At 69.6% G+C, this 25,563-nt stretch carries 25 protein-coding genes; 16 read left to right on the forward strand and 9 right to left on the reverse strand.

From position 1 onward, the window contains the following. Positions 1-197 precede the first annotated feature (197 nt). The 4 genes from A5757_RS00765 to A5757_RS00780 all read left to right on the forward strand — a co-directional run bounded on the left by A5757_RS00765 (position 198) and on the right by A5757_RS00780 (position 4,875). The gene (locus tag A5757_RS00765) at positions 198-653 is read left to right on the forward strand and encodes a Fur family transcriptional regulator (RefSeq protein ID WP_066828063.1); all 456 of its coding nucleotides are present in this window, start codon (positions 198-200) and stop codon (positions 651-653) included. A 41-nt stretch (positions 654-694) separates the two neighbouring features. Beyond that, complete coding sequence (gene katG, locus A5757_RS00770; RefSeq protein WP_066828064.1) at positions 695-2,935, forward strand: catalase/peroxidase HPI; 2,241 nt, start codon at positions 695-697, stop codon at positions 2,933-2,935. A 68-nt stretch (positions 2,936-3,003) separates the two neighbouring features. Further along, positions 3,004-3,897: an aminoglycoside phosphotransferase family protein gene (locus A5757_RS00775; RefSeq protein WP_066828065.1), complete on the forward strand. Its 894-nt coding sequence runs from the start codon at positions 3,004-3,006 to the stop codon at positions 3,895-3,897. A gap of 27 nt (positions 3,898-3,924) precedes the next feature. Continuing rightward, positions 3,925-4,875, forward strand: a complete 951-nt coding sequence (locus A5757_RS00780) for a haloalkane dehalogenase (RefSeq protein WP_231983845.1) — start codon at positions 3,925-3,927, stop codon at positions 4,873-4,875. Position 4,876: 1 nt separating this feature from the next. On the opposite strand, the gene A5757_RS00785 is transcribed toward A5757_RS00780, so the two are convergent. The 3 genes from A5757_RS00785 to A5757_RS00795 form a co-directional block, all read right to left on the reverse strand. Then, complete coding sequence (locus tag A5757_RS00785; RefSeq protein ID WP_066828066.1) at positions 4,877-5,569, reverse strand: GDSL lipase; 693 nt, start codon at positions 5,567-5,569, stop codon at positions 4,877-4,879. A 111-nt stretch (positions 5,570-5,680) separates the two neighbouring features. After that, positions 5,681-6,928 carry an acyltransferase gene (locus A5757_RS00790; protein WP_082929244.1) on the reverse strand — a complete coding sequence of 416 codons (1,248 nt, stop codon included), beginning with the start codon at positions 6,926-6,928 and terminating at the stop codon, positions 5,681-5,683. 147 nt (positions 6,929-7,075) lie between these two features. Further along, complete coding sequence (locus tag A5757_RS00795) at positions 7,076-7,855, reverse strand: M15 family metallopeptidase (protein ID WP_066828067.1); 780 nt, start codon at positions 7,853-7,855, stop codon at positions 7,076-7,078. A gap of 218 nt (positions 7,856-8,073) precedes the next feature. On the opposite strand from A5757_RS00795, the gene A5757_RS00800 reads away from it, so the two are divergent. From A5757_RS00800 to A5757_RS00820, 5 genes are read left to right on the forward strand one after another with little or no spacing between them, the layout of a single operon-like run. After that, the gene (locus tag A5757_RS00800) at positions 8,074-9,231 is read left to right on the forward strand and encodes a PP2C family protein-serine/threonine phosphatase (protein ID WP_197497220.1); all 1,158 of its coding nucleotides are present in this window, start codon (positions 8,074-8,076) and stop codon (positions 9,229-9,231) included. Further along, positions 9,228-10,820: a CHASE3 domain-containing protein gene (locus A5757_RS00805; RefSeq protein WP_066828069.1), complete on the forward strand. Its 1,593-nt coding sequence runs from the start codon at positions 9,228-9,230 to the stop codon at positions 10,818-10,820. The genes A5757_RS00800 and A5757_RS00805 overlap by 4 nt, the downstream gene beginning before the upstream one ends. Further along, positions 10,817-11,263, forward strand: a complete 447-nt coding sequence (locus tag A5757_RS00810) for a response regulator (RefSeq protein WP_066828070.1) — start codon at positions 10,817-10,819, stop codon at positions 11,261-11,263. The genes A5757_RS00805 and A5757_RS00810 overlap by 4 nt, the downstream gene beginning before the upstream one ends. A gap of 41 nt (positions 11,264-11,304) precedes the next feature. Beyond that, the gene (locus tag A5757_RS00815; protein ID WP_066828120.1) at positions 11,305-11,976 is read left to right on the forward strand and encodes a dienelactone hydrolase family protein; all 672 of its coding nucleotides are present in this window, start codon (positions 11,305-11,307) and stop codon (positions 11,974-11,976) included. A 21-nt stretch (positions 11,977-11,997) separates the two neighbouring features. Beyond that, positions 11,998-13,563: an FMN-binding glutamate synthase family protein gene (locus A5757_RS00820; RefSeq protein ID WP_066828071.1), complete on the forward strand. Its 1,566-nt coding sequence runs from the start codon at positions 11,998-12,000 to the stop codon at positions 13,561-13,563. On the opposite strand, the gene A5757_RS00825 is transcribed toward A5757_RS00820, so the two are convergent. Beyond that, positions 13,538-14,311 (reverse strand): metalloregulator ArsR/SmtB family transcription factor, encoded by a 774-nt coding sequence (locus tag A5757_RS00825; protein WP_066828072.1) that lies wholly within the window; start codon positions 14,309-14,311, stop codon positions 13,538-13,540. The two genes, A5757_RS00820 and A5757_RS00825, sit on opposite strands and share 26 nt — an antisense overlap. A 347-nt stretch (positions 14,312-14,658) precedes the next feature. Between A5757_RS00825 and A5757_RS00830 the strand changes: the two genes are divergently transcribed. From A5757_RS00830 to yaaA, 4 genes are read left to right on the forward strand one after another with little or no spacing between them, the layout of a single operon-like run. Next, positions 14,659-15,087 (forward strand): peptidoglycan endopeptidase, encoded by a 429-nt coding sequence (locus A5757_RS00830; protein ID WP_156618084.1) that lies wholly within the window; start codon positions 14,659-14,661, stop codon positions 15,085-15,087. A gap of 29 nt (positions 15,088-15,116) precedes the next feature. Continuing rightward, positions 15,117-16,253: an alkaline phosphatase family protein gene (locus tag A5757_RS00835; RefSeq protein ID WP_066828073.1), complete on the forward strand. Its 1,137-nt coding sequence runs from the start codon at positions 15,117-15,119 to the stop codon at positions 16,251-16,253. Positions 16,254-16,292: 39 nt separating this feature from the next. After that, positions 16,293-16,772 (forward strand): MSMEG_6728 family protein, encoded by a 480-nt coding sequence (locus A5757_RS00840; RefSeq protein WP_066828074.1) that lies wholly within the window; start codon positions 16,293-16,295, stop codon positions 16,770-16,772. A gap of 38 nt (positions 16,773-16,810) precedes the next feature. Next, a complete protein-coding gene (yaaA, locus tag A5757_RS00845; RefSeq protein WP_066828075.1) occupies positions 16,811-17,557 on the forward strand; it encodes a peroxide stress protein YaaA in 747 nt (248 codons plus the stop codon). 4 nt (positions 17,558-17,561) lie between these two features. Here yaaA and A5757_RS00850 read toward each other — a convergent pair whose 3' ends face one another. Genes A5757_RS00850 through A5757_RS00860 form a run of 3 tightly spaced genes read right to left on the reverse strand, consistent with a single transcriptional unit; the run spans position 17,562 to position 20,431 of the window. After that, on the reverse strand, positions 17,562-18,245 hold the full coding sequence (locus tag A5757_RS00850) for a phytanoyl-CoA dioxygenase family protein (RefSeq protein WP_066828076.1): 684 nt from the start codon (positions 18,243-18,245) through the stop codon (positions 17,562-17,564). A 41-nt stretch (positions 18,246-18,286) separates the two neighbouring features. After that, positions 18,287-19,129 carry an alpha/beta fold hydrolase gene (locus tag A5757_RS00855; RefSeq protein WP_066828077.1) on the reverse strand — a complete coding sequence of 281 codons (843 nt, stop codon included), beginning with the start codon at positions 19,127-19,129 and terminating at the stop codon, positions 18,287-18,289. 39 nt (positions 19,130-19,168) lie between these two features. Then, positions 19,169-20,431 carry an amidohydrolase family protein gene (locus A5757_RS00860; RefSeq protein WP_066828078.1) on the reverse strand — a complete coding sequence of 421 codons (1,263 nt, stop codon included), beginning with the start codon at positions 20,429-20,431 and terminating at the stop codon, positions 19,169-19,171. A gap of 24 nt (positions 20,432-20,455) precedes the next feature. Here A5757_RS00860 and A5757_RS00865 point away from each other — a divergent pair, with 24 nt between their 5' ends. Further along, complete coding sequence (locus tag A5757_RS00865) at positions 20,456-21,301, forward strand: helix-turn-helix transcriptional regulator (RefSeq protein ID WP_082929245.1); 846 nt, start codon at positions 20,456-20,458, stop codon at positions 21,299-21,301. Here A5757_RS00865 and A5757_RS00870 read toward each other — a convergent pair. Further along, on the reverse strand, positions 21,298-22,512 hold the full coding sequence (locus A5757_RS00870) for an enhanced intracellular survival protein Eis (RefSeq protein ID WP_082929246.1): 1,215 nt from the start codon (positions 22,510-22,512) through the stop codon (positions 21,298-21,300). The genes A5757_RS00865 and A5757_RS00870 overlap by 4 nt on opposite strands. A gap of 61 nt (positions 22,513-22,573) precedes the next feature. Here A5757_RS00870 and A5757_RS00875 point away from each other — a divergent pair, with 61 nt between their 5' ends. Then, entirely contained in the window at positions 22,574-23,950 is a 1,377-nt protein-coding gene (locus A5757_RS00875; RefSeq protein ID WP_066828080.1) for an aminotransferase class V-fold PLP-dependent enzyme, read from the forward strand. 4 nt (positions 23,951-23,954) lie between these two features. Here the strand turns inward: A5757_RS00875 and A5757_RS00880 are convergent, their stop codons facing one another. After that, positions 23,955-24,452, reverse strand: a complete 498-nt coding sequence (locus tag A5757_RS00880; RefSeq protein WP_066828081.1) for a hypothetical protein — start codon at positions 24,450-24,452, stop codon at positions 23,955-23,957. A gap of 175 nt (positions 24,453-24,627) precedes the next feature. Between A5757_RS00880 and A5757_RS00885 the strand changes: the two genes are divergently transcribed. Then, positions 24,628-25,521 (forward strand): fructose bisphosphate aldolase, encoded by an 894-nt coding sequence (locus tag A5757_RS00885; RefSeq protein ID WP_066828082.1) that lies wholly within the window; start codon positions 24,628-24,630, stop codon positions 25,519-25,521. Positions 25,522-25,563: the final 42 nt, after the last annotated feature.

The raw sequence follows: 25,563 nt of genomic DNA on the forward strand, positions 1-25,563 counted from the left end.
CAGCGACCCTACGAGCCAGACACCAGGTGATCAGGAATCCAACCACCGCAATACGCGGCACCCCACCCTGACACTGAGGCGATCCTAAACGCACGGCGGCCCTGTGACGTGCAGGAACGCGCCGGTCCGCACCCTGCGACACACCGTGTCGTCGTCAACTCTTGACTAATTCCAGAAAAGGGGGTTTGGTGGAATGCATGCCCACGACAGCCGACTACGCCGATCAGCTGCGTGCAGCTGACCTGCGTGTGACGCGGCCCCGGGTCGCGGTGCTCGAGGCTGTGCACGCCCATCCGCACGCCGATACCGACACCATCTTCGGAGCCGTCCGAACCGCACTGCCCGAAGTCTCCCGGCAGGCCGTCTATGACGTCCTGCACGCTCTGACCGGGGCACGCCTCCTGCGCCGCATCCAGCCGTCCGGTTCCGTGGCCCGATACGAATCACGCGTCGGCGACAACCACCACCACGTGGTGTGCCGCGGCTGCGGCGTCATCGCCGACATCGACTGCGCGGTCGGCGAAGCGCCGTGTCTGATCCCGTCCGACCCGAACGGGTCTCTCGAGGGCTTCGTCCTCGACGAGGCCGAGGTCATCTACTGGGGCCTGTGCCCCGACTGTGCGCCGGCCGACGCCACCCCGGCGCACCCTTGATTTCAGCTCAGCCCAACCACCTATCCGAAAGGAACGCCGCTGTGTCATCCGATACATCCGACGCCCGCCCGCCCCACTCCGACGAGAAGACCTCCAGCCACAGCGAGTCCGAGAACCCGGTCATCGAGTCTCCGCACCCCAAGTCGAGTGCGCCGAAGAAGAACCAGGATTGGTGGCCCGAGCAGGTCGACGTGTCGGTTCTGCACAAGCAGAACGAGAAGGGCAACCCGCTCGGCGAGGACTTCAGCTACGCCGACGCCTTCGCCCAGATCGACGTCGAGGCGTTCAAGCGCGACGTCATCGAGGTCATCCAGACTTCGCAGGACTGGTGGCCCGCCGACTACGGCAACTACGCCGGCCTGTTCATCCGCATGAGCTGGCACGCCGCGGGCACCTACCGCATCTTCGACGGCCGCGGCGGCGCCGGGCAGGGTGCGCAGCGCTTCGCCCCGCTCAACAGCTGGCCGGACAACGCCAACCTCGACAAGGCCCGCCGGCTGCTGTGGCCCATCAAGCAGAAGTACGGCAACAAGATCTCCTGGGCCGACCTGATCGCCTACGCCGGTAACGCCGCGCTCGAGCAGTCGGGGTTCGAGACCGCCGGCTTCGCGTTCGGCCGCGAGGACATCTGGGAGCCCGAGGAGATGCTGTGGGGCCAGGAGGACACCTGGCTGGGCACCGATCAGCGCTACGGCGGCACCAACGACGACAAGCGTGAACTCGCAGAGCCGTTCGGCGCCACCACCATGGGCCTGATCTACGTCAACCCGGAAGGCCCCGAGGGCAAGCCGGATCCGCTGGCCGCCGCGCAGGACATCCGCGAGACGTTCGGCCGGATGGCGATGAACGACGAGGAGACCGCCGCGCTGATCGTCGGCGGCCACACCCTGGGCAAGACCCACGGCGCCGCCGACGCGAACGTCGGACCGGAGCCCGAGGGCGCGCCGATGGAGCAGCAGGGCCTGGGCTGGAAGTGCCCGTTCGGTACCGGCAACGCCAACGACACCGTCACCAGCGGTCTCGAGGTCATCTGGACCGGCACCAACAGCGAGTGGAGCAACAAGTTCCTGGAGAACCTGTACGGCAACGAGTGGGAGCTGACCAAGAGCCCCGCCGGTGCCTGGCAGTTCGAGGCCAAGAACGCCGAGGCCACCACGCCCGACCCGTTCGGCGGCCCGCCGCGCAAGCCCACCATGCTGGTGACCGACGTCGCGCTGCGCGAGGACCCGATCTACGGGAAGATCACGCGTCGCTGGCTCGATCATCCCGAGGAGATGGACGAGGCCTTCCGCAAGGCCTGGTACAAGCTGATGCACCGCGACATGGGGCCGATCAGCCGCTACCTCGGCCCGTGGATCGCCGAGCCGCAGCTGTGGCAGGACCCGGTTCCCGCGGTGGAGGGTGAGCTCATCGGTGAGGCGGAGATCGCCGAGCTGAAGAGCAAGCTGCTCGATTCGGGTCTCTCGCTTCAGCAGCTGATCAAGACGGCCTGGTCGTCGGCGGCCAGCTTCCGCGGCACCGACAAGCGCGGCGGCGCCAACGGGGCGCGAATCCGTCTCGAGCCGCAGAAGAACTGGGAGGCCAACGAGCCGGCCGAGCTGGCCAAGGTGCTGCCGGTTCTCGAGCAGATCCAGCAGGACTTCAACGGTTCGGGCAAGAACGTCTCGCTGGCCGACCTGATCGTGCTGGGCGGCACCGCGGCGGTCGAGAAGGCCGCCAAGGACGCCGGTCACGACATCACGGTGCCCTTCACCCCGGGCCGCACCGACGCCTCGCAGGAGCAGACGGACGTGGAGTCCTTCGAGGTGCTCGAACCGCGGGTCGACGGCTTCCGGAACTACTTCAGCCCCGAGGAGAAGAACCCGCTGGAGCAGCAGCTGATCGAGAAGGCCTACATGCTCGATCTGACCGCTCCGGAGCTGACCGTCCTGGTCGGTGGCCTGCGCGTGCTGAACGTCAATCACGGCGGCAGCAAGCACGGCGTGTTCACCGACAAGCCGGGCGTGCTGACCAACGACTTCTTCACCAACCTGCTCGATATGCGCACGCAGTGGAAGCCGTCGGAGAACAGCGCCAACGTCTTCGACGGCCGCGACCGCGCGTCCGGTGAGGCCAAGTGGACCGCCACCGCCAACGACCTGGTGTTCGGGTCGAACTCGGTGCTGCGCGGTATCGCCGAGGTCTACGCCCAGGAAGACAGCAAGGAGAAGTTCGTCAAGGACTTCGCCAAGGCGTGGGCCAAGGTCATGGACAACGACCGCTTCGACGTGAAGAAGAAGTAGGTCCGACCGATTCCGGGACACCCCGCGAGCCGCATGCCGGCTCGCGGGGTGTCTCGTTTCGAGCTGACATGATCGAACTTCCTTCCGGTGTCCAGGCGATGGCGCACCGTGGCCCCGAGTGGCGGCAGTGGGTCGACGGGTTGGCGGCGCGCGTTCAGACGCAGGTGCGCGAGTGGGGGCTGCAGCTCGACGGCGCCCCGATGCACGGGGCGACTTCGGTTGTCCTGCCCGTACTTTCAGCCCAGGGTCGGCCCGCGGTGCTCAAACTGAGCTTTCCGGACGCCGAATCCGACCACGAACATCTGGCGCTGCGCCGGTGGGGCGGACAGGGTGCGGTGCGCTTGCTGAGCGCGGATCCGCACCGGCGCGCGGTGCTGTTGGAGCGGTTGACCGGCCGTGATCTCACCGCGCTCCCCGACGACGACGCCTGCCGGGTGATCGCCGCGCTCTACCGCCGCATCCACGTGCCCGCGCTCCCCCAGGTGCGCTCGCTGCGCGCCCTGTTGGAGCGGTGGACCGCCGAGCTGGCGAGCCTGCCGCGCGACGCAGCCGTTCCGCACCGACTGGTCGAACAGGCCGTCGCGCACAGTCGGGACCTCCTCGGCGACGGGGCCACCACCGGCACGCTCATCCACACCGATCTGCACTATGCGAACGTCCTCGGCGCCGACCGCGAGCCGTGGCTGGTGATCGATCCGAAACCCCTCGACGGCGACCCGCACTACGAGGTGGCGCCGTTGCTCTGGAACCGCTGGGACGAGTTGGCCGGGGACGTCAGAAGCGGTGTGCAGCGGCGGTTCTGGACGACGGTCGACGCGGCGGAGTTCGACGAGGACCGGGCCCGGGCCTGGGTCGTCATCCGGATGATGCTCAACGCGATGTGGGAGCTGACCGAAACCGCCCGGCCCGATGCGGACTGGCTCACCGTGTGCGTGGCGGTGGCCAAAGCCGTGCAGAATTGAGGCGCTATGGATGCCCCAATCGATGTGGTGAGGACGCCCGACCACTGTTTCGTCGGTCTGCCCGACTACGACTTCGCGCCCAACTATCACCTCGTCCAGACGCGTGGAACGCCGCCGCTGCGAATGCATTTCGTCGATACCGGGCCACGCGACGCGCCGGTGGTCGTGCTGTTGCACGGCCAGCCGACGTGGTCGTATCTGTACCGCCACACGATCAGGGTGCTCGTCGAGGCCGGGCTGCGGGTGATCGCCCCCGACCACATCGGATTCGGCCGCTCGGACAAACCCACCGATCCCACCCAGTACACCTTCGCGCGCCACGTCGCCTGGATGCAGGCACTGGTGGAGGGACTCGAACTGCGGGAGATCACGCTGGTCGCGCAGGACTGGGGTGGGCCGATCGGGCTCAGCGTGTTGGCGCGGCAACCGGATCGGTTCGCCGGCGTGGTGGTCACCAACACCATCCTGCACACCTGCGATCCCGCTCTCGCCGATCGGCTGACCTGGGCGCACCACGGCGTCGGCGACAGCCGTGTCCTGCACGAAGAGACACTGCTCGACTACATCGCGTTCTACCAGCGCTCCCCCGACATCACGCCGAGCATGTTCCTCGACGCGGTCGCCGGCCCGCTGCCCGCACCGGTGCTCGCCGCCTACGACGCCCCGTTCCCCGACCGCACCCACAAGGCCGGGCTGCGCCAGCTCACCGCCCTGGTTCCGCTGACCCGCAACGACCCCGGTGCGGCGATCGGTCGCGCCACCATGGCCGTCCTGGAGGAGTGGGACCGGCCATTCCTCACGGCATACTCCGACAGCGATCCGGCCACCCGCGGTTGGGAGCGGGTGTTCCAGGAGCGGGTGCCCGGCGCCCGGGGGCGCGAACATCCGACGATCGCGGGGGCGGGTCACTTCGTGCAGGAGCAACGTGGCGAGCAGCTCGGAGCGATCGTGGCCGGTTTTGTGCGGGACTTCGCCTGATTCAGACGTGCCGCAGGAGCCGCGCCGCGATCAGCGGGGCGATCTTGTCCGCCATGTAGACGTGGCCCTCGTCGGTCGGGTGCACCCCGTCCGCGCCGATGAGGTGCGGTTGGTCCACGAACCACCGTTCGGCGATCGGGTCGACGAACTCGGCCTTGGCCAGCTTGGCCTGGTAGGCCAGCGTGTCGCGGATACGCAGGATGGGGGGCGGCGGATCGGCCGTCGGCCACGCCGGCCCGATGACGAGGAACCGCGCAGCCGGAGCCATTCGGCGGGCCATCTGGAAGAGGCCGTAGACCATGAACGTCAGCGCCGTGGGTTCGACCCGCTCGTCGTTGCGGGATCCGAAGAACACCACGAGGTCGTCGTCGCGGTTGATCGCGCGGGCCGCCAGATCCTCGAACACGTTCCCGCGGTTGCCGCGGGTGGCGTAGCCGGCGCCGCCTTCGGCCGCGACATCGGCGGCCACCGGGACGCCGTTGCGGGCCAACGTCTGCCAGGCCCGGGTGGTCCAGCCGCGGTCGCCCTCACCGCCCTCGCTGCTGCCGGTGGTGTAGGAGTCGCTGATCACCGCGACGCGACTCACCGAGACCTGCAGGGTGACGGTCTCGTCGGTCCGGGGCCGCGCGGTGTGCCCACCCACGGCGCCGACCACGAGCGCGATCGACAGCAACAGCGTGCACAGGCGACTCACTGCTACCTCCACTGTCGACATTGCCGATGGCACTGAGACGCCGAATCCGCGATGGCCGAAATCTTAGGGCAGTCTCCGCCAACACATATCGTGACGCGCGTATCGGATGTTTCAGCCGACGCGGCCCGCGACGGCCTCGACCCGCTCCCCGCGGGCATCGGCCGGGGTATCGGTGCTGGTTCCCGCCAGGACGGCGTTCGCGTGGGTGTCGATCGCGTTGGCCGGGGTGTCGCGGACGTCGACCATCCGGCGCATCCACAGCCGCGCGGGCTCCTCGACGAGGTGGTACAGCGCGACCGCCGCGAGCAGTGAGCCCGCGAGGAGCCCGCCGACCACCAGCTTCGCCGCCGGGCCGGGCGTCAGGGTGATCTCGAACTGCAGGACGGCCCAGTTCCACACCGTGTGCACGATCTCGTGAATCATGTACAGCCCGAACGAGATGTGCCCGCAGTAGACCATCACGCGGGTCGACAGCAGCTTGGGCAGGCTGCCCGCGCCGATCGCCAGGGTCACCACCAGCGGTACGAACAGCACGTCGACCAGACCGCTCGCGTCGCGGATCGAGGCCGGCGGATGGGCGTCGAGGTAGTAGATGCCGCCGACGATGGCTGCGGCGATCGCCAGCGACAGCAGGCCGGCGTGGTTGCGCGCCCGGTCGGTGAGGCGCAGTTTGCGCACCGCCGCACACGCCAGGGCGCCCGCGGTGAACTGCATGACGATGCGTGGCAGCCAACTCCACGGCGTGTAGAACTCGCCGGTCGCCATCAGCAGCAGGGTCGGCGGGAGCGACGCGGCCACCGCCAGCCAGATCAGCGCCCGCGCCCGCGTCACCCGCGCCACCCGGAACACCACCAGCACCAGCGCCCCGAACAGCAGATAGGCCAGCCATTCGGCGCTGATCGACCAGGCCGGGCCGTCCCAGCTGGTGCCGTCGAAGAACGGCTCGAACCACAGCTGCACCAGCAGGAGCTGCCGCAGGTAGCTGACGGCGGTGAGGTCCTGCGCAGCCTCCGACGGCACGTGCCCGACGTTGAGCGTGAAGATGATCCACACCGCGGCCAGATGCATGGTCACCAGGTACACCGGCCACACCCGCGCCAGGCGCAGCCACAGGAACCGCAGCGTGGTCCGCGTCGACCACCGGTGCCCCATCCGGTCCAGGTAGGTCCACGTCAGCACGAAGCCGCTGAGGATGAAGAAAAGGTCGACACCCTGGGCGCCGCAGTCGAGCACCGGCGACAGGACGTCGGTGAGATCCGGGGCGGCCTGGTGCAACAGCGGCCGGAAGTGGAACAGCACGACCCAGACGGCGGCGACGATACGCAGACCCGACAGGGCCTTGATCTCTCCGCTGCGCACAACGCTCTTTTCGTGAGGGAATCTGCTGTGTGAGTTAGGTCCGGTTCCGTAGTGCCGCTTCGACGACGGAGCGGCGATGGGCAGATTACCAGCGGCGCCCTCATCCGGGCGGTTGCGAAACCCGGGCGCGGGTCCCCGGCAGCGCCGTCAGGGCCGCTCGAAGTGCTGGTAGTCCTTCGGGGTGCGCCAGTCTCCGCCCCAGCGCCAGCCGCGCGAGAGGAAGACCTGAACCGCAGGGTCGCCGGGGTGGAGCATGCCGGGTTCGGTCCGCGACCGGTCGACGTACGGACCGGCGTTCGCCGGCTCGATCCGGCCGGCGCGGTCGATGTAGGGGTTGAGCAACGGGTTGAGGTCGATCGCCCGGCCGAAGGCGTGCTCCGACCAGCTGTCCGATCCGGGGATTCCCCGGCAGTTGAACGCCGAGGTGTTGTTGTCGGCCATCGAGAGTTCGTCCTCGGCGTTCGGATACGCGTCGACCGTGCGCATCGAGGTGAGCGGATACCGCAGGGCGTAGAGCTCCTCGAGGATGTCGACCACCTCGGCCACCAGATCCTTATGCACCACCAGCGCCCCCCGGTGGGGGCGGTCGTCGAAGCCGAGATAGGTGCTCTCGACGCGCCGCAGCTCGTCGGGCCCGACGGGACAGCCGGGCCGCCACGTCGCCCCGAGGTCCGCGGCGGTCACCCAGGTGACCCGGGCGCCGCTGACGGCCGGTTGCGGGGTCTGCGGCGGCGGGACCGGTGCCGGTGTGGTCACCGGCGGGGAGGCTGCCGGCGACGGCGCGGACGGCGGAGACGGCGGGGCCACGGGCGGAGGGGACGGCTGGGCGCATCCTCCGAGGGTCACGGTTGCCACTGCGGCGGCGACGAGGGATGCCGCGCAGCGTCGGATGTGCCCCGGCAGCAGAGGCGGAGAGGACGTCGGCATGGGAACCGGACGCGACCCTACCTGTTTGCGGGCTCGGGCCGCGTACGCACGGCCGCGTTGACGCACCCGACAGGGCGGTTGGGTATTGTCAGGAAACGATCACTGAAGCAGAGGTCAGTCGCGGCCGCGGTGAGGATACGAGAAGGACGTGATTGTCAGTGCTCGCGCCGCATGATTCGGAATTGGGGCAGGTGCCGGTTCCCGGCGTTGCTCCCGGTATGCCGTTGACACCCTTGAGGGTGCTCCTTGTCGAAGATGACCGCGGTGATGCTTTGCTGGTCGAGGAACTCATCGCCGATGGAGTGGCCGATATCCGGCTGGAGTGGGCCGATTCGATGGCCGCCGCGGAGCGCGGAATCCGCCAGGCGCGGCCTGATTGCGTGCTGCTCGACCTGAATTTGCCCGACGCCAACGGGACCGAGGCCGTCGATCGCGTGTGCCGGATGGACGCCACCCTGCCGATCGTGGTGCTCACCGGCCATATCGACGAACAGTACGGCGTGTCCGCGGTCGCGTCCGGCGCGCAGGACTACCTCATCAAGAGCCGCGTCGAACCGGAGATGCTGCGCCGGTCCCTGCTGTACGCCATCGAACGCAAACGGTCCGAATTGACCGCGGTCGATCTGCACGCGAGCCAGCTGCGCGCCCAGGAGAACGCCCGCCTGGAACGGGGTCTGCTGCCGTCACCGCTGCTACTGGACGATCCCGGCGTCGACATCGTGGCCACCTACCGGCCATCCCGGCCCAACGCGCTGCTCGGTGGCGACTTCTTCGACTTCGTCCAGACGCCGGACCGCACGGTGCACGTCATGGTCGGCGACGTGTCCGGCCACGGACCCGACGAGGCCGCCCTCGGTGTCGCCCTGCGCATCGGATGGCGTGCATTGACGTTCGCGGGTCTGCGCGGGCACGAGCGGATGCAGCAGCTCGAGCGGATCCTGCGGGCGGAGCGTCCGGGCAAGCACATCTTCGCCACCGTCCTGAGCCTCGCGTTCTCCCCCCACGACCGCAGCTTCAACGCCGTGCGGGCGGGGCATCCGGGCATGCTGTTGCACGGCCCGGGCGGGGTGGACTGGCTGGAGCCGCCCGCCGGACCCGCACTGGGCCTGGGCGGCACGGCCTGGCCGCTCAACGAGCTCGAGCTGCCGGAGGGGCACGCCGTTCTGCTGCTCACCGACGGTCTCTTCGAAGGGCATTCCGGTGTCGGCAACCAGCGCCTCGGCGAAGAGGGTCTGCTGGCACTCGCCCGGTCCGTGGCCGGCCTCAGCGGTGCGGACTTCGTCGAAACGCTGATCGGCGAGGCCGAGAAGCGGGCGCAGAGCCACGGCGGACTCACCGACGACATCGCCGTGGTGCGCGTGGAGCGCACCACGTGACCACTCCTGTCCGGCGGCGCGGCCAACGGCTGACCGTCCAGGGCTGGCAGAACGTCGTGCTGCTGACCATCGGTCTGTTGGTTCTCGCGGGAGCACTGGCCGGCGCGATGCTCATGAAGCGCACCGATGCGGTGTCCCGGGAGCTGATCGACCAGATCCAGCCCGCGCGTGTCGCGGCCTACCAGCTGCAGGTGGCGCTGCGCGATCAGGAGACCGCGGTGCGCGGCTACGCCATCGCCGCGGATCCGCAGTTCCTCGCGCCCTATTACGACGGACGCGCGGCCGAACAGGATGCGGCGGATCTCATCAGCGAGCTGGTACCCGACAACACGACACTGATGGCCGGTCTCGACGCCATCCAGTTGGCCGCCGACGAATGGCGGGCCAACTTCGCCGAGCCGCTGATCGCCGAGGTCCGCCCCGGTGTGCCCGGACCCGCCGACAGCACGCTGGCCCAGCAGGGCAAGGCCGAATTCGACTCCATCAGGGCACTTTTCGAAGACCAGAACCGAGACTTCACCGCGGCGCGTGCCGAAGGGCTCGATGACCTCAACGAGGTGCGCACCTGGCGTGACCGGGTACTCGCCGCGATGATCGCCACCTTCTTCATCGCGGGTCTGCTGCTGTCACTGGTCATGCGTCGCGCCGTGATCCGGCCCCTGTCCGCCCTGGCGGCATCGTGCCGGCGAATCAGTCAGGGGCACTTCGACGAACGCATCGTCCCGCAGGGACCGCGTGACATCCTCGCCATCACCTACGACGTCAAGGCCATGCGGCGGCGGATCCTCGACGAACTCGAAGCCTCGCAGGCGGCGCAGCGTTCGCTCGACGAGCAGACCGTCGATCTGCGGCGCTCCAACGCCGAACTCGAACAGTTCGCCTACGTGGCCTCCCACGACCTGCAGGAGCCGCTGCGCAAGGTCGCCTCGTTCTGCCAGCTGCTCGAAAAGCGCTACGGCGATCAACTCGACGAGCGCGGGACCGAGTACATCCGGTTCGCCGTCGACGGCGCCAAGCGGATGCAGGTGCTGATCAACGATCTGCTGACGTTCTCGCGGGTGGGCCGGATGGGCGGCGAGGAGAAAGGGGTCGCCCTCGACGCCGTGCTCGACGAGGCAATCGCCAATCTCGCGGTCGCGGTGGAGGATTCGGGCGCCGAGGTGGTGCGGCCCGGCGACCCCCTGCCCACGATCTCCGGCGACCCCACCCTGCTGACCATGCTCTGGCAGAACCTCGTCGGCAACGCCATCAAGTTCCGCCGTCCCGACACCGCGCCCCGGATCGTGATCGAATGCGAGCAGGGCTCCGGCGACCGCGCCGATTTCTGGGTCATCACCCTGTCCGACAACGGAATCGGCATTGCGCCGGAATTCTCCGAGAAGGTGTTCGTGATCTTCCAGCGACTCCACGGCCGCGACGTCTACAGCGGTACGGGCATCGGCCTGGCGCTGTGCAAGAAGATCGTCGAATACCACGGCGGCACCATCTGGATCGACACGTCCTATACCCAAGGCACCCGGTTCCACCTGACCCTGCCGGTCGCCGCGCACGACGAACCTCAAGCCGTTCTGGAAGGAGCGCAACAGTGACCACCCCCAGCCGACCGATCGACGTCCTGCTGATCGAGGACGACCCCGGCGACGAACTGATCACCCGGGAAGCGTTCGAGCACAACAAGATCAGCAACACCCTGCACGTCGCCCACGACGGCGAGGAGGGGCTGGACTTCCTCTACCGCCGCGGACCGTTCGCCGACGCGCCGCGCCCGGATCTGATCCTGCTCGACCTGAACCTGCCCAAGTACGACGGCAGGCAGCTGCTCGAGACGGTGAAGTCCGACCCGGACCTCAACCACATCCCCGTCGTGGTGCTCACCACCTCGTCGGCCGAAGAGGACATTCTGCGCAGCTACAAGCTGCACGCGAACGCCTATGTCACCAAACCGGTCGACCTCGACCAGTTCATGAACGCCGTCCGCCAGATCGACGAGTTCTTCGTCCAGGTGGTCCGGCTGCCCCAGGGCCGTTCCTGATCTTCTCGATTGACCGGCGCCCATCGGGGAACAGCTCGATGATGCAGACCCACGAGTACGCTCCCGGCCGCTCGGCCGATCTGTACGGCGACCCCGGCCGTCCCACCGTGCTGCTATGGCACGGTATGCAGACCGATTCCCGCGCCGCGGTCCGTCCGCTGGCCGAGCGGATTGCCGCACGCGGTCACCGCGTCGTCGCGCCCGATTGGAACTCCCACGCCGACGACCGCGGGCGGTCCGATCTGCTCGCCTCCGCACGGTTCGCCGCCGACCAGGCCGGTGGTGACGGCGCCCTGGTCGTGGTGGGCTGGTCGATGGGCGGCGCCGCCGCGGCCGGCCTGACGCTGGCGGCCGACCGCCACGGTGTCCCTGTGGCGCGTGCGGTCACCCTCGGCGGCGCGTTCATGGCGCAGGATCCGCTGTCCGGCGCCCGCCTCGGGGACGCGCCCCCGTCGGGCGATCCGGTGCCGATGCTGCTGCTGCACGGCAGCGGCGACGACGTCGTACCCGCCTCCTCGAGCAGCGAGTTCGCCGCCGTGCTGCGCGGATACGGATGGCCGGTCGAGTTCGTCGAGCTCGCCGCCGACCACGGCGACATCGCCGGTGCCCGCTACGACGCGGCGGCCGACCGGTACGAACCCGCCGATGATCCCGCCGCGCTGGCCGTCGCCGATGATGTGGCGGCGCGCATCGTCGGGTCGTTTCCGTCCTGACGACCGGGGAACCCCTGTGACGTGAGTCGCACCCTTCCGGCCCTCGCCGCCGCAGCCGCCTCGGCGCTGGCGGCCGCCGCCGCGCGAGATCTCGTCCAGAACAAGCACGCGCTGCTGCGGAACTATCCGCTGGTCGGGCATGCCCGGTACCTGATCGAAGCCGTCGGCCCGGAGTTGCGGCAGTACGTCGTCGCGGCCAACGACGAAGAGCGCCCGTTCACCAGGGATCAGCGCCGTTGGGTGTACGCGTCGGCCAAGAAGCAGAACAACTACTTCGGATTCGGCACCGACAACGACGTCGAGCACACCTCGGGTTACGCCGTCATCAAGCACCGGACCTTCGGCAGTAACGCGCCGGCCTCGTCGGCCGCGGCCGGATACGAGGTGAAGGTGCCGTGCGCGAAGGTGCTCGGCGCGGCGCGGGGACGCGCAGGCGCATTCCGGCCCACGTCGGTGGTCAATATCTCCGCGATGAGTTTCGGATCGCTGTCGGGTAACGCCGTGGAGGCCTTGAATCGCGGTGCTGCACTGGCCGACTGCCTGCACAACACCGGCGAGGGCGGTATCTCCCGGCACCATCGGCACGGCGGTGAGCTCATGTTCCAGATCGGCACCGCCTATTTCGGCTGCCGGGACGACGCGGGCGGCTTCTCCCTGGACAAGTTGAAGGCCGTCATCGCCGACGCGCCGGTCCGGGCCCTGGAGATCAAGCTGAGCCAGGGCGCCAAACCCAGCCTCGGCGGGGTGCTGCCCGCACCCAAGGTGTCCGCGGAGATCGCGGCCGCGCGGGGCGTACCGGAGGGCCGCGACTGCGTGAGCCCGTCCCGGCACACCGAGTTCTGGGACACCGACAGCCTGCTCGACTGGGTGGAGCTACTCGCCGCGGAGACCGGTCTGCCGGTAGGCGTCAAGGCCGCGGTCGGCGACCTCGACTTCTGGGAGGAGCTCGCCGATCAGATGCGGGAAACCGACCGCGGCGTCGATTTCGTGACCATCGACGGCGGCGAGGGCGGTACGGGCGCGGCGCCGCTGATCTTCACCGACAGCGTCTCACTGCCGTTCCAGCTGGGATTCGCCCAGGTGTACCGGATCTTCGCCGAGCGTGGACTGCACGAGGACGTCGTGTTCATCGGCGGCGGGAAGTTGGGGCTGCCGGTCAATGCGGTCGTCGGTTTCGCGCTGGGATGCGACATGGTCAGCGTCGCGCGCGAGGCGATGCTGGCGATCGGCTGCATCCAGGCGCAGAAGTGCCACACCGACATGTGCCCCACGGGCGTCGCCACGCAGAACAAGTGGTTGGCCCGCGGTCTGGTGCCGGATGTCAAAGCGGTGCGCGCGGCGAACTACGTCAAGACCCTGCGGCGTGATCTGATCAAGGTCGCCGAGGCCTGCGGGGTCGAACACCCCGGCCTCATCAGCACCGAATCCGTGGACATCCTCGACGGCCGCATGACCGCCACGCCGCTGCACGAGGTGTACGGCTACGTCCCCGGCATGGGCCTGCCGTCGGCGGCCGACCGGGACGAGATCGTCCGGCTGATGACGACGACCGCGCCGGACCTCACCCCTGCTCCAGGCCCGTCTTGAGCGTCGAGAGTTTGTATGGCCACCCCGCCGAGATCAGCGGCCGCACAACGCCGCCCGGATCGAATCCGTCGTGGGTGAGGGTGAGCCTGACCTGTCCATCCACCTGCTCGATGTCGAGCGTCACTCGGGAGCGTTGTTCGACGGCGGCCTGCGCGAGCGTCTGGGCGTCCACCTCGGCGATCGAGGCGATCTCCGGGACGAAGGTGTGGAAGGTGTAGGCGAGCCGGGCGTAGGGATCGGATTCCAGCACGATCTGATCCGGGTGGGCGATCTCGAGTCCGTTGTCGACCCACGTGTAGGCGGCGCCCTTCTCCCAACTCGAGTGCATCGCGTGGCCCAGGTAGCGAGCGGAGTAGGCCGGGTCGGTGACGGCCTGCCACAGGCGCTCCGGCGTGGTGCGGATGTAGCTGGTGTAGACGAACGGTTCACTGCCGTGCGTCGGAGGAGTTTCCAGAGCCGTCTCGAGGTCGGCCAAGACCTGGATCCGGGCACGGTCGTACTGGTTGATCCAACGGTCGGACACAGCGTTGATCGGCTCCACGTTCAGGTAGTGCAGCTTCTCGCGGCCGCGGCGCACGGTGGTGACCAGATCCGCTGATTCGAGGACCGCGAGGTGCTTGCTGACCGATTGCCGGCTCGTCTGCAGCCCTGCGCACAGGTCGCGCAGGGTCTGACCGTTGCGCCAGTTGAGTTTGTCGAGGAGACGCCGACGGCTCGGGTCCGCGAGTGCCTTGAACACCTTGTCCATGAAAGCCCTTCGATGTGCAACCATGCGGCTGCCTCAGTGACCATATGCACCCGCTCGGTTGCTGGTCAAACCCGGCCATCGGCGCGGCCATGGGCGCCTCAATGCTGCGGCGTCGGTGCCGGCGACGGGCTCGCCGGAGCGAACCGACCTTTGCCGAATGTGACTGTTGACGGGGAATTCGCCGCGCCCCCGCGAATCTGTAAGCTGATCGAGCAAAACCGGGACGGCGGACGGCAACACGCCGCTGACGTGCTCCATTCGGTGTGACTGTGCTCACTGAATCAGTCAAACATGAAGGCGCTCACGCCGTTTGGCATGGTTTTCGACCGCTGTTAATGTCCGGCCGCATGTTTGCTCTTGCATCACTGTTGACACTTGTCAGCTCGGTATCGGGCACGCCGTACATCAGTGGCGGTGACTCGCCTGCCGGCACGGACTGCTCCGGGCTGGCATCCTGGGTCAGTAACGCCGCCACCGGCCGACCGGTCTACGGCGACCGCTTCACGACCGCGAACATGGAAAACGCTCTCGCCAGCCGCGGCTTCCAGCACGGCTCCGAGCCGGGCGCGCTGGTGATCGGCTGGAACAGCGGCCACGCGGCGGTCACGCTGCCCGACGGCACCCCGGTGTCCTCCGGCGAGGGTGGCGGCGTGCAGATCGGTGGCGGCGGCGCCTTCCAGCCGCAGTTCACCAACCAGATGTATCTGCCGATCCCCGAGGCGCCGCCCCCGCCGCCTCCGGGCGCACCGCTGCCGCCCCCGCCGATGGCGGCCTGACGCGACCCGTCATGTGACAGGCTTCGCGGATGGAGTTGCCCCGTCCGCGAACTGAGCTCCCCCACCTCGCCGACGTCGTGCCCTCGATGCTCGCCGCGATGAACGTGCCGGGCTTCGACCGGCGCATCGACCTCGCCGTCGACGTACGGGCGGCCTGCGTACTGCTCATCGACGGCCTCGGCGCCGACCTGCTGAGCCGGCACGCCGCCGACGCGCCCGTGCTGAGCGCTCTACGCGGCCAGAGCCTGCAGGTCGGCTTCCCGTCGACCACGGTCGCCAGCCTCGCCGCGGTCGGCACCGGTTGTCGGTCCGGGGCGCACGGCATGGTCGGCTACACGTTCCGGTTGCCCGACGCGGGTGTGATCAATCCGCTGCGTTGGCGCACCCATCCCGGCGGCGCCGATCTCCTCGGCGACGCCCCGCCGGAGGACGTGCAGGCGATGCCGACTGTCTTCGAGCGGGCCGCCGCGACGGGGATGGCCGTCAGCGTGGTGTCCAACGCCGAATTCGCCGGATCGGGGCTGACACGCGCGGTGCTGCGGGGCGGCCGGTTCCTCGGCGTCCACGGCCTCGGCGACCTGGCCGCGTCGGTGCGCGCCGTCCTCGCCGAGGGCGGGTTCTGCTATGGGTACCACGGCGATCTCGATCTCCTCGGGCATCTGTACGGGCCGGGTTCGACCGCGTGGCGGATGCAGCTGCGGCAGGTCGACCGGCTCGTCGAGTCGGTGGTCGCCGGGCTGCCCTCGGGCGGGCTGCTCGCCGTCGTCGCCGATCACGGCATGGTCGAGGTCGACCCGGACGCCGTTGTCGACCTCGACGCCACCCCTGAGCTGCACGACGGCGTCGTCACGATCGCGGGCGAGGCCCGTGCCCGGTACGTCTACGTCGCCGACGGCGCCGGCGCCTCGGTGGCGGCCGCCTGGCGCGAGACCCTCGGTGAGCGGGCGTGGGTGGCCACCCGCGACGAAGCGATCGCGGCGGGCTGGTTCGGCGATCGCATCGCCGACGACGCACGGCGCCGGATCGGCGACATCGTCGTCGCGGCAAGGGATTCCGCAGCCCTGGTGCGGCGGTCGACCGAACCTCTCGAATCGTCGCTGCGCGGTCACCACGGTTCGCTCACCGACGCCGAACAGCGCGTACCCCTGTTGCTCGCGTCCGCCTGAGCGGTGTGGGCCCCCGCGGGCGCGGGTACGCCGTGATCGATGCAGACCTTTCTGCCCTACGCCGGCTTCGACGACAGCGCCGCGGTACTCGACCTGCGCAGACTCGGCAAGCAGCGGGTCGAGACGATCCAGGTGCTGCGGGCCCTGACCGTGCCCGGGTACGGATGGCGGCATCACCCAGCCGCGGCGATGTGGGCGGGCTACGAGGAAGCGCTGGTCCGGTACGGATTACAGATCTGCGACCAGTGGTGCCGCAACGACCGCGCCGACACCTGCGCCACCACGCTGGTGACCGACCTCGCCGCGACTGTCGGCATCAGCGCCGTCCGCACCCAGGAGGCGCTCGCGGCCGACGGCGACCTGCCGCCGTGGCTGGGCGATGACGCCGTGCACCGCAGTCACCGCTCGGCGTTGGTCCGCAAGGATCCCGACCACTACCGCCGCGTCTTCGGCGACGTCCCGGACGACCTGCCCTACGTATGGCCGGCGTCGGATCGGCAGCGGCGGATTCCGGTCTGACGAGTTGTTCGAGAAACCGGCCCGCTACCCTCGTCGCCGTGCTCGTGCTGCTGCCGCCCTCGGAGACCAAACGTGTGGGCGGGGACGGGCCGCCCCTGCGCATCGACGGGCTCACCTCGCCGGAACTGGAACCAGTGCGCACGGCGCTGGTCGACGAGCTGATCGCGCTGGCCGCGGACCCGGAGGCCAGCAGGCGTGCACTCGGCCTGTCGGCCAGTCAGAACGCCGAGATCGACCGCAACGCCGCGCTGCGCACCTCCCCCACCCTGCCGGCCATCGAGCGCTACACCGGCGTCCTCTACGACGCCCTCGACTTCGGCTCGCTGAGCGCCGCTGCGGCCGCGCGCGCCCGCAGCCGGCTGGCCGTCGGATCAGCGCTGTTCGGTCTGTTGCGCGCCGACGACGCCGTACCGGCCTATCGGCTGTCGGCGTCGTCGAAGCTGCCCGGCCGCCCGACACTCGCCGCGCGCTGGCGGTCGGAACTCGAACCGGTGCTCGCGCGCATCGCGGAACAGGAACTCGTCGTCGACCTGCGGTCCGGGTCCTACGCCGCGCTGGCGAAGATCCCCTCGGCGGTCGACGTCGACGTCGTCGCCGAACACGCCGACGGCCGGCGAACCGTCGTCAGTCATTTCAACAAGGCCCACAAAGGCCGGCTTGCACGGGTGCTGGCCACCACGCGCGCCGAACCGGCCGACGCGGCGGCCGTGGCGGCCATCGCCCGCCGCGCCGGGATGCGGGTGGAGCGCGTCCAGCGGCAGCTGACCGTCGTCGTCGCCGGCTGAGCGGTCACGGCGTGAGCGGCCGGGTGAGCAGCACCGGCCCCTGAGCCATGAAACGCGGTGTGCTGCCCCGGTGTTCGTCAGCGGCATGCACGGTCAGCGGATGCAGCAGATACACGTCGCCCGCCGTGCCGGTGGCCGGAATGACGGCGCAGTCGGCACTGGCGCGTTCGGCGATCGCACCGGCCGCCACGGCGTCGAGCGCCCGGTCGCCCAGCGCCGCGGCGACCGCACGATGGGATCCGATCCGGATGCGGGTCGGCGCGTCACGGGGTCCGACGTCGGAGAGCAGGGTCAGCACCAGCATCGTGTGCGGCCGCGCGCTGACCAGCCAGGAGCCATCGGGCTGCGGGGTGTTGAGGTCGACGTGCCAGCCGCGGTCGTCGTCGCCGGGCCGGACGGGGAACCGGACCGGGATGTTGCCGAGCGCGCCCCGCGGCTGCCACACGCCCGGCCCGCAGACCCGGTCCAACGCGTCGGCCAACCGGGGGCTGCGCGCCAGCTCCCCGAACGGACCATCGCCCGTCATGTCCGCGGTCCACACCACCGGTTTGGTCCACGCCGTTGAGTCGTCTGGGGTGAGCCCGATCTGGCGCCACAGCCGGGCGCGCGCGGCGTCGGCCGCGGTCCGCAACTCCGGTTGTTCGATCTTCAGCACACCCTGCTGCGACCAGGCCTCGACGTCCACCACAGGGTCGACGGTGCCTCATCTGCGGGCGTCGGCCAACCGATTTACGGCAGGTTCTGCGCGATCGCGGCCACCGTGACGGGGTCGGTGACGCAGGTGAAGTGGTTGCTGTCGGGCGCATCGACCACGCGGACGGCCGGGTTGACCGTATGCAGAGCGTGGACGGCGTCGTCGGCGATCAGCGCGACGCCGTTGAGCGGTTTGGCGGCGCGCACCGCCACGGTCGGCATCCGCAGGGCCCGCCAGTAGTCCGACCAGTCCCGCGGCCAGCGCTGGAAGAGGTCTTCCTCGGCCGCCGCCCGCGACGACGTCGGCTGCCACATCCCGTCGGGCAGTTCGGCCAGTTCGTAGGTGTAGTGCTCATCCCAGAACGACGTCCAGTGGTCGATGACACCGGCGGCGCGGACCGAGTCGAGGTACTCGGCGGGTGAGCCGACCGCCGCCTCCAGCCGCGCGAACCCCTCGCGCACCGGCGCCAACGCGGCAGCCTGGGCGGGGCCGATGTGGTCGATCAGCGCGACGCTGCGCAGCCGCGCGCCGTCGTCGACCGCCGCCTGCATGGCGATCAGCGCGCCGAGCGACCACCCGGCGACGTCGAAGGTGTCGGCGCCCAGCGCGGTGGCCACGTCGAACACGTCGCGGGTGTGGGCGTCGAGCCCGTAGCTGCCCGCCAGGGTGACCTCGCTGCGGCCCCGACCACGAAGATCGAACGCGGCCACCCGCCGCCGGGGGCCGGCAAGCTGCTCGGCCAGGTGAGTGAACGCGGTCAGATTCGCCGAGATGCCGTGCACGCAGAGCAGCAGCGGCGCCTCGTCGGCACCCCAGGTCCGCACCCGGACCCGTCCGGACGGCAGGGCGAGGTCGAGGTCCGTCGGGTCGGCAGTCATCGGGCGGACTCTACGCAAGCACGCGACTCAGGCCTCGTCTTACGTCCTGGCGAGCTGTTTCTCCTCGTACAGCCGCCGCCACTCGGCCCGCGACCGGATCGACACGTCGACGTCGGCGCCCTTCGCCCGCAGCGCCCGCACCGTCGTCTCCTCCTTGGGGGTGAGCTTGAACGGATCCCAGCCGAAGAACCGGCAGGAGTTCTCCCAGGTGATCTTGTTGATGTCCGAATCGGACGCGCCCGCGGCGTTGAGTTCGGCCAGCACCTGCTCGGGAGCGTCGGGCCAGAAGCAGTCCGAGTGCGGGTAGTCGCATTCCCAGGCGATGATGTCGATGCCGATCTCGTGGCGCAGCTTCAGCGACGTCTTGTCGGTGACGTAGCAGGCGAGCGAATGCTCACGGAACACGTCCGACGGCAGCTTGTCGCCGAAGTCGCGGCGCAGCCACTTCTGGTTGGTGTAGTGCCGGTCGCTGCGATCGAGATAGAACGGGATCCAGCCGATCCCGCCCTCGGAGAACGCGAACTTCAGATCGGGATAGTTGCGCATCGCCGGGCCCCACAGCAGATCCTGTGCGCACATCGCCGAGACCTGCGTGGCCAGGATGATCAGGTTGTCGATCGGGGCGTTGGGCGCCATGCTGATCGCGCCGAACCCGGTGCCGATGTGCAGGCACATCACCACGTTCTCCTCCGACAGCGTCCGGAAGACCGGACCCCAGTAGTCCTCGTCGTGGTAGCTCGGAAGCCCTTCCAGGTGCGGCAGTTCGGGCATGGTCACGGCGCGGCAGCCCTTGGCGGCGACGCGGCGGATCTCCTTGCACATCGCCTCGGGGTTCCACGTCGGCAGGACGGCGATGGGGATGAACCGGTCGGGGTAGGAGCCGGCCCATTCGTCGATGTGCCAGTCGTTGTAGGCCGACACCATGACGAGGGTGACCTCTTCGCGGTGCATGTTCAGATGCCGCGCGGAGAATCCGGTGAAGGTCGGGAAGCACATCGAGGCGAGGATGCCGTTCCGGTTCATGTCCCGCACGCGCTCGTGCACGTCGTAGACGCCGGGTCGCATCTCGGCGAACCCGGCCGGGTCACGGCCCCATTCCTCGGCCGGCCACGACACGACGGCGTTGAGCCCGCTGACGCCCTGCGGCCGCCCCTGGTACATCCACTGGTCGACGCCCTTGTCGTCGGTCACGACGATCGGCGCGTCGGCCTTGTACTTCTCGGGGACGTGGTTGAGGAACATGTCGGGTGGCTCCACGACGTGGTCATCGATACTCACCAGGATCAGGTCGTCGACATTCATATCCCAGTAGTACCGTGGAAAACCGTGACCGTCTCTGCGTCTTCGGACAGATTATTGTCCGAACCGGCCAATCTCGGCCCACGCCGCCGGATCATCGAATTGCGCCGCGGTGGGCGTGCGCTCGGAGGCAGCTATCTCTACGAGGGCGACGCCCTCATCACCGGATGGCATTCGCACGAGGTCCACCAGATCGAGTACGCGCTGCACGGCGTCGTCGAAGTCGAAACCGATTCCGCGCATTACCTGTTGCCGCCCCAGCAGGCCGCCTGGATCCCCGCCGGCCTCGAGCACCAGGCCGTGATGAACCCCGACGTGAAGACCGTCGCGGTGATGTTCGACCGCGCGCTGATCGCCGATGGCGACGACCGCGCGCGAATCCTGGCGGTGTCGCCGCTGATCCGCGAGATGATGATCTACGCGTTGCGCTGGCCGATCAACAGGCCGGACGGTGACGAGGTGTCGGACGGGTTCTTCCGGACGCTGGCCGCGCTGGTGGCCGAGGCGCTCGACCACGAGGCGCCGCTGAGCCTGCCGACGTCGGACCACCCGATCGTCTCCGCCGCGATGTCCTACACCAAACAGCATCTCGGCACCGTCACCTGCGAGCAGGTCAGCCGTGCGGTGTCGGTGTCGGAGCGCACCCTGCGCAGGCACTTCCAGGAGGAACTCGGATTGCCCTGGCGCACCTATCTGTTGCACGCGCGGATGCTGCGCGCCATGGCGCTGCTGGCCGCACCGGGGGCGTCGGTCCAGGAGACCTCTCACGCGGTCGGCTTCGACAGCCTGAGCTCGTTCACCCGGGCCTTCGCCCAGTTCTGCGGGGAGACGCCGTCGGCGTACCGGCGTCGCGCCGGTGAGGCGTCCGGCTAGAACGGATAACCCAGCTCGGCGGTGACGTCGGTGGCGAACGCGGCATCGAGGCGGCTGACGAGCCCGGAGTCGTTGCAGCGCAGTCGATTCCCCACGGCGAACGACGACGCCCGGTGGGCGCCGAGGTACAGCGACCCGAGCACGTCCACGTCGAGTTCCACGTCTGCGACCGCGTCGGTTGCCGCGCAGTGCGCGTGACCGTCCGTGACACGCAGCGCGAACGTGCCGCCGCCGCCGCGGAAGCCGTCGGTCACCCGTAGCACGACCGCGAGGTCGGCGGCGTACGCGCGGGCCTGGAGCGCGGCGGGAATGTCGTTGAGCCGCAACCACAGCGCGTCGCCGGCGGCGGTGGTGCGCACGGCGCGGGCGTCGGTCAGCAGATACGGCAGCGGATCGGCCGGATGCGTCTCGATCTCGATACGCTCCATCAGATCCATACCGCACAGCGTGCGCCACAGCGCGACATCGGCCTCCGCGGTGACCGCGACCTTCTCCACCACCCGGACGTACCTGGCGCCCTCACCGTGGGCGCGGTAGAGCACGTACCCGTCGGGGTGCAGGAACGCGAACAACGGGCTGCCGCCGCCACGTTCGCCGTCGCGGTCGGCCATCAGGTCGTCCCACAGGGCACGCGGGCGAATCAGGCCGCCGGGGGTGACGGCCCGCCATCGGTCGTAGCGTTCGACGAGGTCGTCGACGCGCTCAGCAGGCGTGACGATCCGGACGCCGCCGGGATCCGGTGCGTCGGGACGGAACTGCGCGCGACGCCGGTCCACCGACCAGCTCTGCTCGATGGTCGCGGGACCGAAGCCGAAGCGGCCGTAGATCCCGCCCTCGCTGGCGGTCAACGCGGTGAGCGGATAGCCGGCCGCGGCGATCCGGTCGTGCAGTTCGGTCAGCATCGAACGCAGCAGACCCCTTCGGCGATGGGTCGGGGCGACGGCCACCCAGCTGATCCCCGCCACCGGCAGCCGGCCGCCGCCCGGCACGGTCAGCTCCATGTCGAGATACAGGGCCTGACCGACGATGTCGCCGTCGTCCTCGACGACCACCGCACCGCCCGCGGGGATCATCGACCGCCACGCCGCCATCGCCGCCGGATCGACGACGTGGCCGAAGCTGGTGGCGTCGAGCCGCAGCATCCGCGACCAGTCGTCGTCGGCCGCCGGGCGGGGGGTCACGTCGGTGTGCACAGGGTCCGACAGTGCCACAGCCGAATCATGCGTCGCACCCCGTTTTCCGCCGACCGCGGCCGATAGGCTCGATGGCCAGATGACCACACCAGATCGCACGGCCGGCCTGCATGCCGCCGTCCATCACGCACAGACGTTCCTGGCCGGACTCGACGAGCGGCCGGTGGGCAGCCGCGTCGCCGCCCCCGACCTCCACCCCGCCCTCGGCGGACCGCTGCCCGAGCACGGTCAGGACGCCGACGCCGTGATCGACGCGCTGGCCGAGGGCGCGGACCCCGGCCTGGTCGCCAGCGCCGGACCGCGGCACTTCGGTTTCGTGGTCGGCGGGGCGCTACCGGCGGCGCTGGCCGCCGACTGGCTGGTCTCGGCCTGGGATCAGAGCGCGGCGTTCCACGCCCTGTCCCCCGCCGGCGCGGCCATCGAGGAGATCACCGCCGGCTGGCTGCTCGAGCTGCTCGGCCTACCCGCCACGGCCGGCGTCGGATTCGTCACCGGCGGCCAGGGCGCCAACACCACCTGTCTGGCCGCGGCCCGCCACACGGTCCTGGCGCGGGCCGGGTGGGACGTCGAGCGCGACGGCCTGATCGGCGCCCCGCGACTGCGGGTGCTCTGCGGCGAACAGGCCCACGCCACCATCCACACCGCGCTGCGCCTCCTGGGGCTGGGTGCCGCCACCGCGCAACGCATCCCGGTCGACGCACAGGGCCGGATGGACCCCGACGCGTTGGCGGAGGCACTGTCGGCAGGCGACGGACCCGCGATCGTGTGCGCACAGGCCGGCAACGTCGCCACCGGCGCATTCGACCCGTTCGACGCCGTGGCCGACGTCTGCGCCGCGCACGATGCGTGGCTGCACGTCGACGGCGCGTTCGGGCTGTGGGCCGCCGCCGCGCCGTCGACCCGCCACCTGACCGACGGCGTGCACCGCGCCGACTCCTGGGCGGTCGACGCGCACAAGTGGCTCAACGTGCCGTACGACTGTGCCACCGCGATCGTCCGGAACGCCGAAGCGCAGCGTGCGGCGATGGGTCTGTCGGGGCCCTATCTGGTGAAGGATCCGGGGCAGCGCGACAACACCGACTACGTGCCCGAGAGCTCCCGGCGGGCCCGCGCGGTACCGGTGTACGCCGCGATCCGGGCGCTGGGCCGTACCGGGATCGCACAGCTGGTCGACCGCAACTGCGCTCAGGCCCGGCGGATGGCCGACCGGCTCGCCGCGATCCCCGGCGCCGACGTGCTCAACGACGTGGTGCTCAATCAGGTGCTGGTGCGGCTGCCCGGCGGTGACGACGCCAACCGCGCCGCAGTGGCGGCGGTGCAGCAGGACGGCACCTGCTGGCTCGGTGGCACGACCTGGCGGGGCGATTACGTGCTGCGGATCTCGGTGTCGAACTGGGCGACCACCGACGCCGACATCGACCGCAGTGCCGCGGCGATCGCGGCCGCCGTCCGTTGACGCGTCAGACCTTGGCGATGAGGTCGCTGGAGTAGAACTCCGCCGGCCCCTGCGCACCCGGCTGCGGCAGGTCGACGGCAACCCAGGCACCCGTCGCCCCCGACATCAGCGGTGCGGACAGCGTCACCGCGCCGGCGCCCGCCCCGTCGGTGCGCAGGTCCAGCACGGCGGTGCCCTGGCCGCCCGCATGGCAGCCCTCCCACGATTCGCGCGGCATCTGGATCAACCGCACCTGATAGGTGGCGTTCGGCTTGGCGAGGACCATCTGCACGTCCGCGGTGACCTGACCGCCCGAGGAGCGCACGGTGGCGGTGGGCCGGCCGGTGCCCACGGCGTCGTAGTAGTCCATCGTGCTGAAGTCGCAGCGCCGCAGCACCGTGTTGAGCGGCAGGAACTGCCCGCTGTTCTCCGCCATCGCCATGCTGACGGCGAAGCTCGCCGCGGGGGTGGTCGCCATGGCCGTCGCGACGGTGGCCAGTGCCCAACGAGTCAGTGTGCGCATGGTCGTCCTTCTCTCTCTCCGCGTCGCCTCGGCACCGCCCGCGCGGTGTCGCCGGGGGTATTTCCACTGCCGGCCTCAGCCAACCACGACACCGGCCGAAAAGTGCCCGCACCCGGCGAATATCCTCAGAGCCGGAACACGGCGACAATCGTCTTCAAAGGAGTGGACAGCACCGATGGCCAATCAACAGCAGACCGACAAGCTGGCGGCGGGCAAGGGCTTCATCGCCGCGCTCGACCAGAGCGGCGGGTCGACCCCGAAGGCCTTGCGGCTGTACGGCGTCGAGGAGAACGAGTACTCGTCCGAGGACGAGATGTTCGACCTGATCCACAAGATGCGCTCGCGCATCATCACCTCGCCGGTGTTCACCGGCGACCGGGTGCTCGGGGCGATCCTGTTCGAGCAGACGATGGACCGTCACATCGAAGGAAAGCCGTCGGCGGCGTTCCTGTGGGAGGACAAGGGCGTCGTACCGTTCCTCAAGATCGACAAGGGGCTGGCCGACGCCTCCGACGACGTACAGCTGATGAAGCCGATGCCCCAGCTCGACGAGCTGCTCAAGCGCGGCGTCGACAACGGCATCTTCGGCACCAAGGAGCGTTCGGTGATCGGCGGTGCGAACGCCAAGGGCATCGCCGCGGTGGTGGCCCAGCAGTTCGAGGTCGCCCACCAGGTGCTGTCGCACGGTCTGGTACCGATCATCGAGCCCGAGGTCACCATCTCGATCGACGACAAGGCCGCAGCCGAGGACATCCTGCTCGAGGAGATCGCCAAGAACCTCGACTCCGTCCCGGCCGACCAGCAGGTGATGCTCAAGCTGACGCTGCCGTCGACGGCCAACCACTACCGGCCGCTGGTGGAGCACGACCGGGTGCTGCGGGTGGTGGCGCTGTCGGGCGGATACTCCCGCGAGGACGCCAACGCCAAGCTCGCCGAGAACACCGGCGTCATCGCCAGCTTCAGCCGGGCGCTCACCGAGGGGCTGTCGGCGCAGCAGTCCGACGAGGACTTCAACGCCACCCTCGACGCGACGATCCAGGCCATCTACGACGCCTCCGTCGCGGGCTGACGATTCCCTGCGGTGCGCCGGGTTGCCAGTCGGCCCGGCGCA

The sequence above is a fragment of the Mycobacterium sp. 852013-51886_SCH5428379 genome, assembly GCF_001665575.1.
In the GTDB taxonomy this organism is placed as follows: Bacteria; Actinomycetota; Actinomycetes; order Mycobacteriales; family Mycobacteriaceae; genus Mycobacterium.

What these genes read in the sequence shown, in the direction of transcription:
- A5757_RS00765 (WP_066828063.1), top strand. Translation starts at nt 198, where the DNA reads ATGCCCACGACAGCCGACTACGCCGATCAGCTGCGTGCAGCTGACCTG.
- A5757_RS00775 (WP_066828065.1), top strand. Translation starts at nt 3,004, where the DNA reads ATGATCGAACTTCCTTCCGGTGTCCAGGCGATGGCGCACCGTGGCCCC.
- A5757_RS00795 (WP_066828067.1), bottom strand. Translation starts at nt 7,855, where the DNA reads ATGCCGACGTCCTCTCCGCCTCTGCTGCCGGGGCACATCCGACGCTGC.
- A5757_RS00800 (WP_197497220.1), top strand. Translation starts at nt 8,074, where the DNA reads ATGCCGTTGACACCCTTGAGGGTGCTCCTTGTCGAAGATGACCGCGGT.
- A5757_RS00815 (WP_066828120.1), top strand. Translation starts at nt 11,305, where the DNA reads ATGCAGACCCACGAGTACGCTCCCGGCCGCTCGGCCGATCTGTACGGC.
- A5757_RS00825 (WP_066828072.1), bottom strand. Translation starts at nt 14,311, where the DNA reads ATGGACAAGGTGTTCAAGGCACTCGCGGACCCGAGCCGTCGGCGTCTC.
- A5757_RS00830 (WP_156618084.1), top strand. Translation starts at nt 14,659, where the DNA reads ATGTTTGCTCTTGCATCACTGTTGACACTTGTCAGCTCGGTATCGGGC.
- A5757_RS00835 (WP_066828073.1), top strand. Translation starts at nt 15,117, where the DNA reads ATGGAGTTGCCCCGTCCGCGAACTGAGCTCCCCCACCTCGCCGACGTC.
- A5757_RS00840 (WP_066828074.1), top strand. Translation starts at nt 16,293, where the DNA reads ATGCAGACCTTTCTGCCCTACGCCGGCTTCGACGACAGCGCCGCGGTA.
- A5757_RS00855 (WP_066828077.1), bottom strand. Translation starts at nt 19,129, where the DNA reads ATGACTGCCGACCCGACGGACCTCGACCTCGCCCTGCCGTCCGGACGG.
- A5757_RS00860 (WP_066828078.1), bottom strand. Translation starts at nt 20,431, where the DNA reads ATGAATGTCGACGACCTGATCCTGGTGAGTATCGATGACCACGTCGTG.
- A5757_RS00875 (WP_066828080.1), top strand. Translation starts at nt 22,574, where the DNA reads ATGACCACACCAGATCGCACGGCCGGCCTGCATGCCGCCGTCCATCAC.
- A5757_RS00880 (WP_066828081.1), bottom strand. Translation starts at nt 24,452, where the DNA reads ATGCGCACACTGACTCGTTGGGCACTGGCCACCGTCGCGACGGCCATG.
- A5757_RS00885 (WP_066828082.1), top strand. Translation starts at nt 24,628, where the DNA reads ATGGCCAATCAACAGCAGACCGACAAGCTGGCGGCGGGCAAGGGCTTC.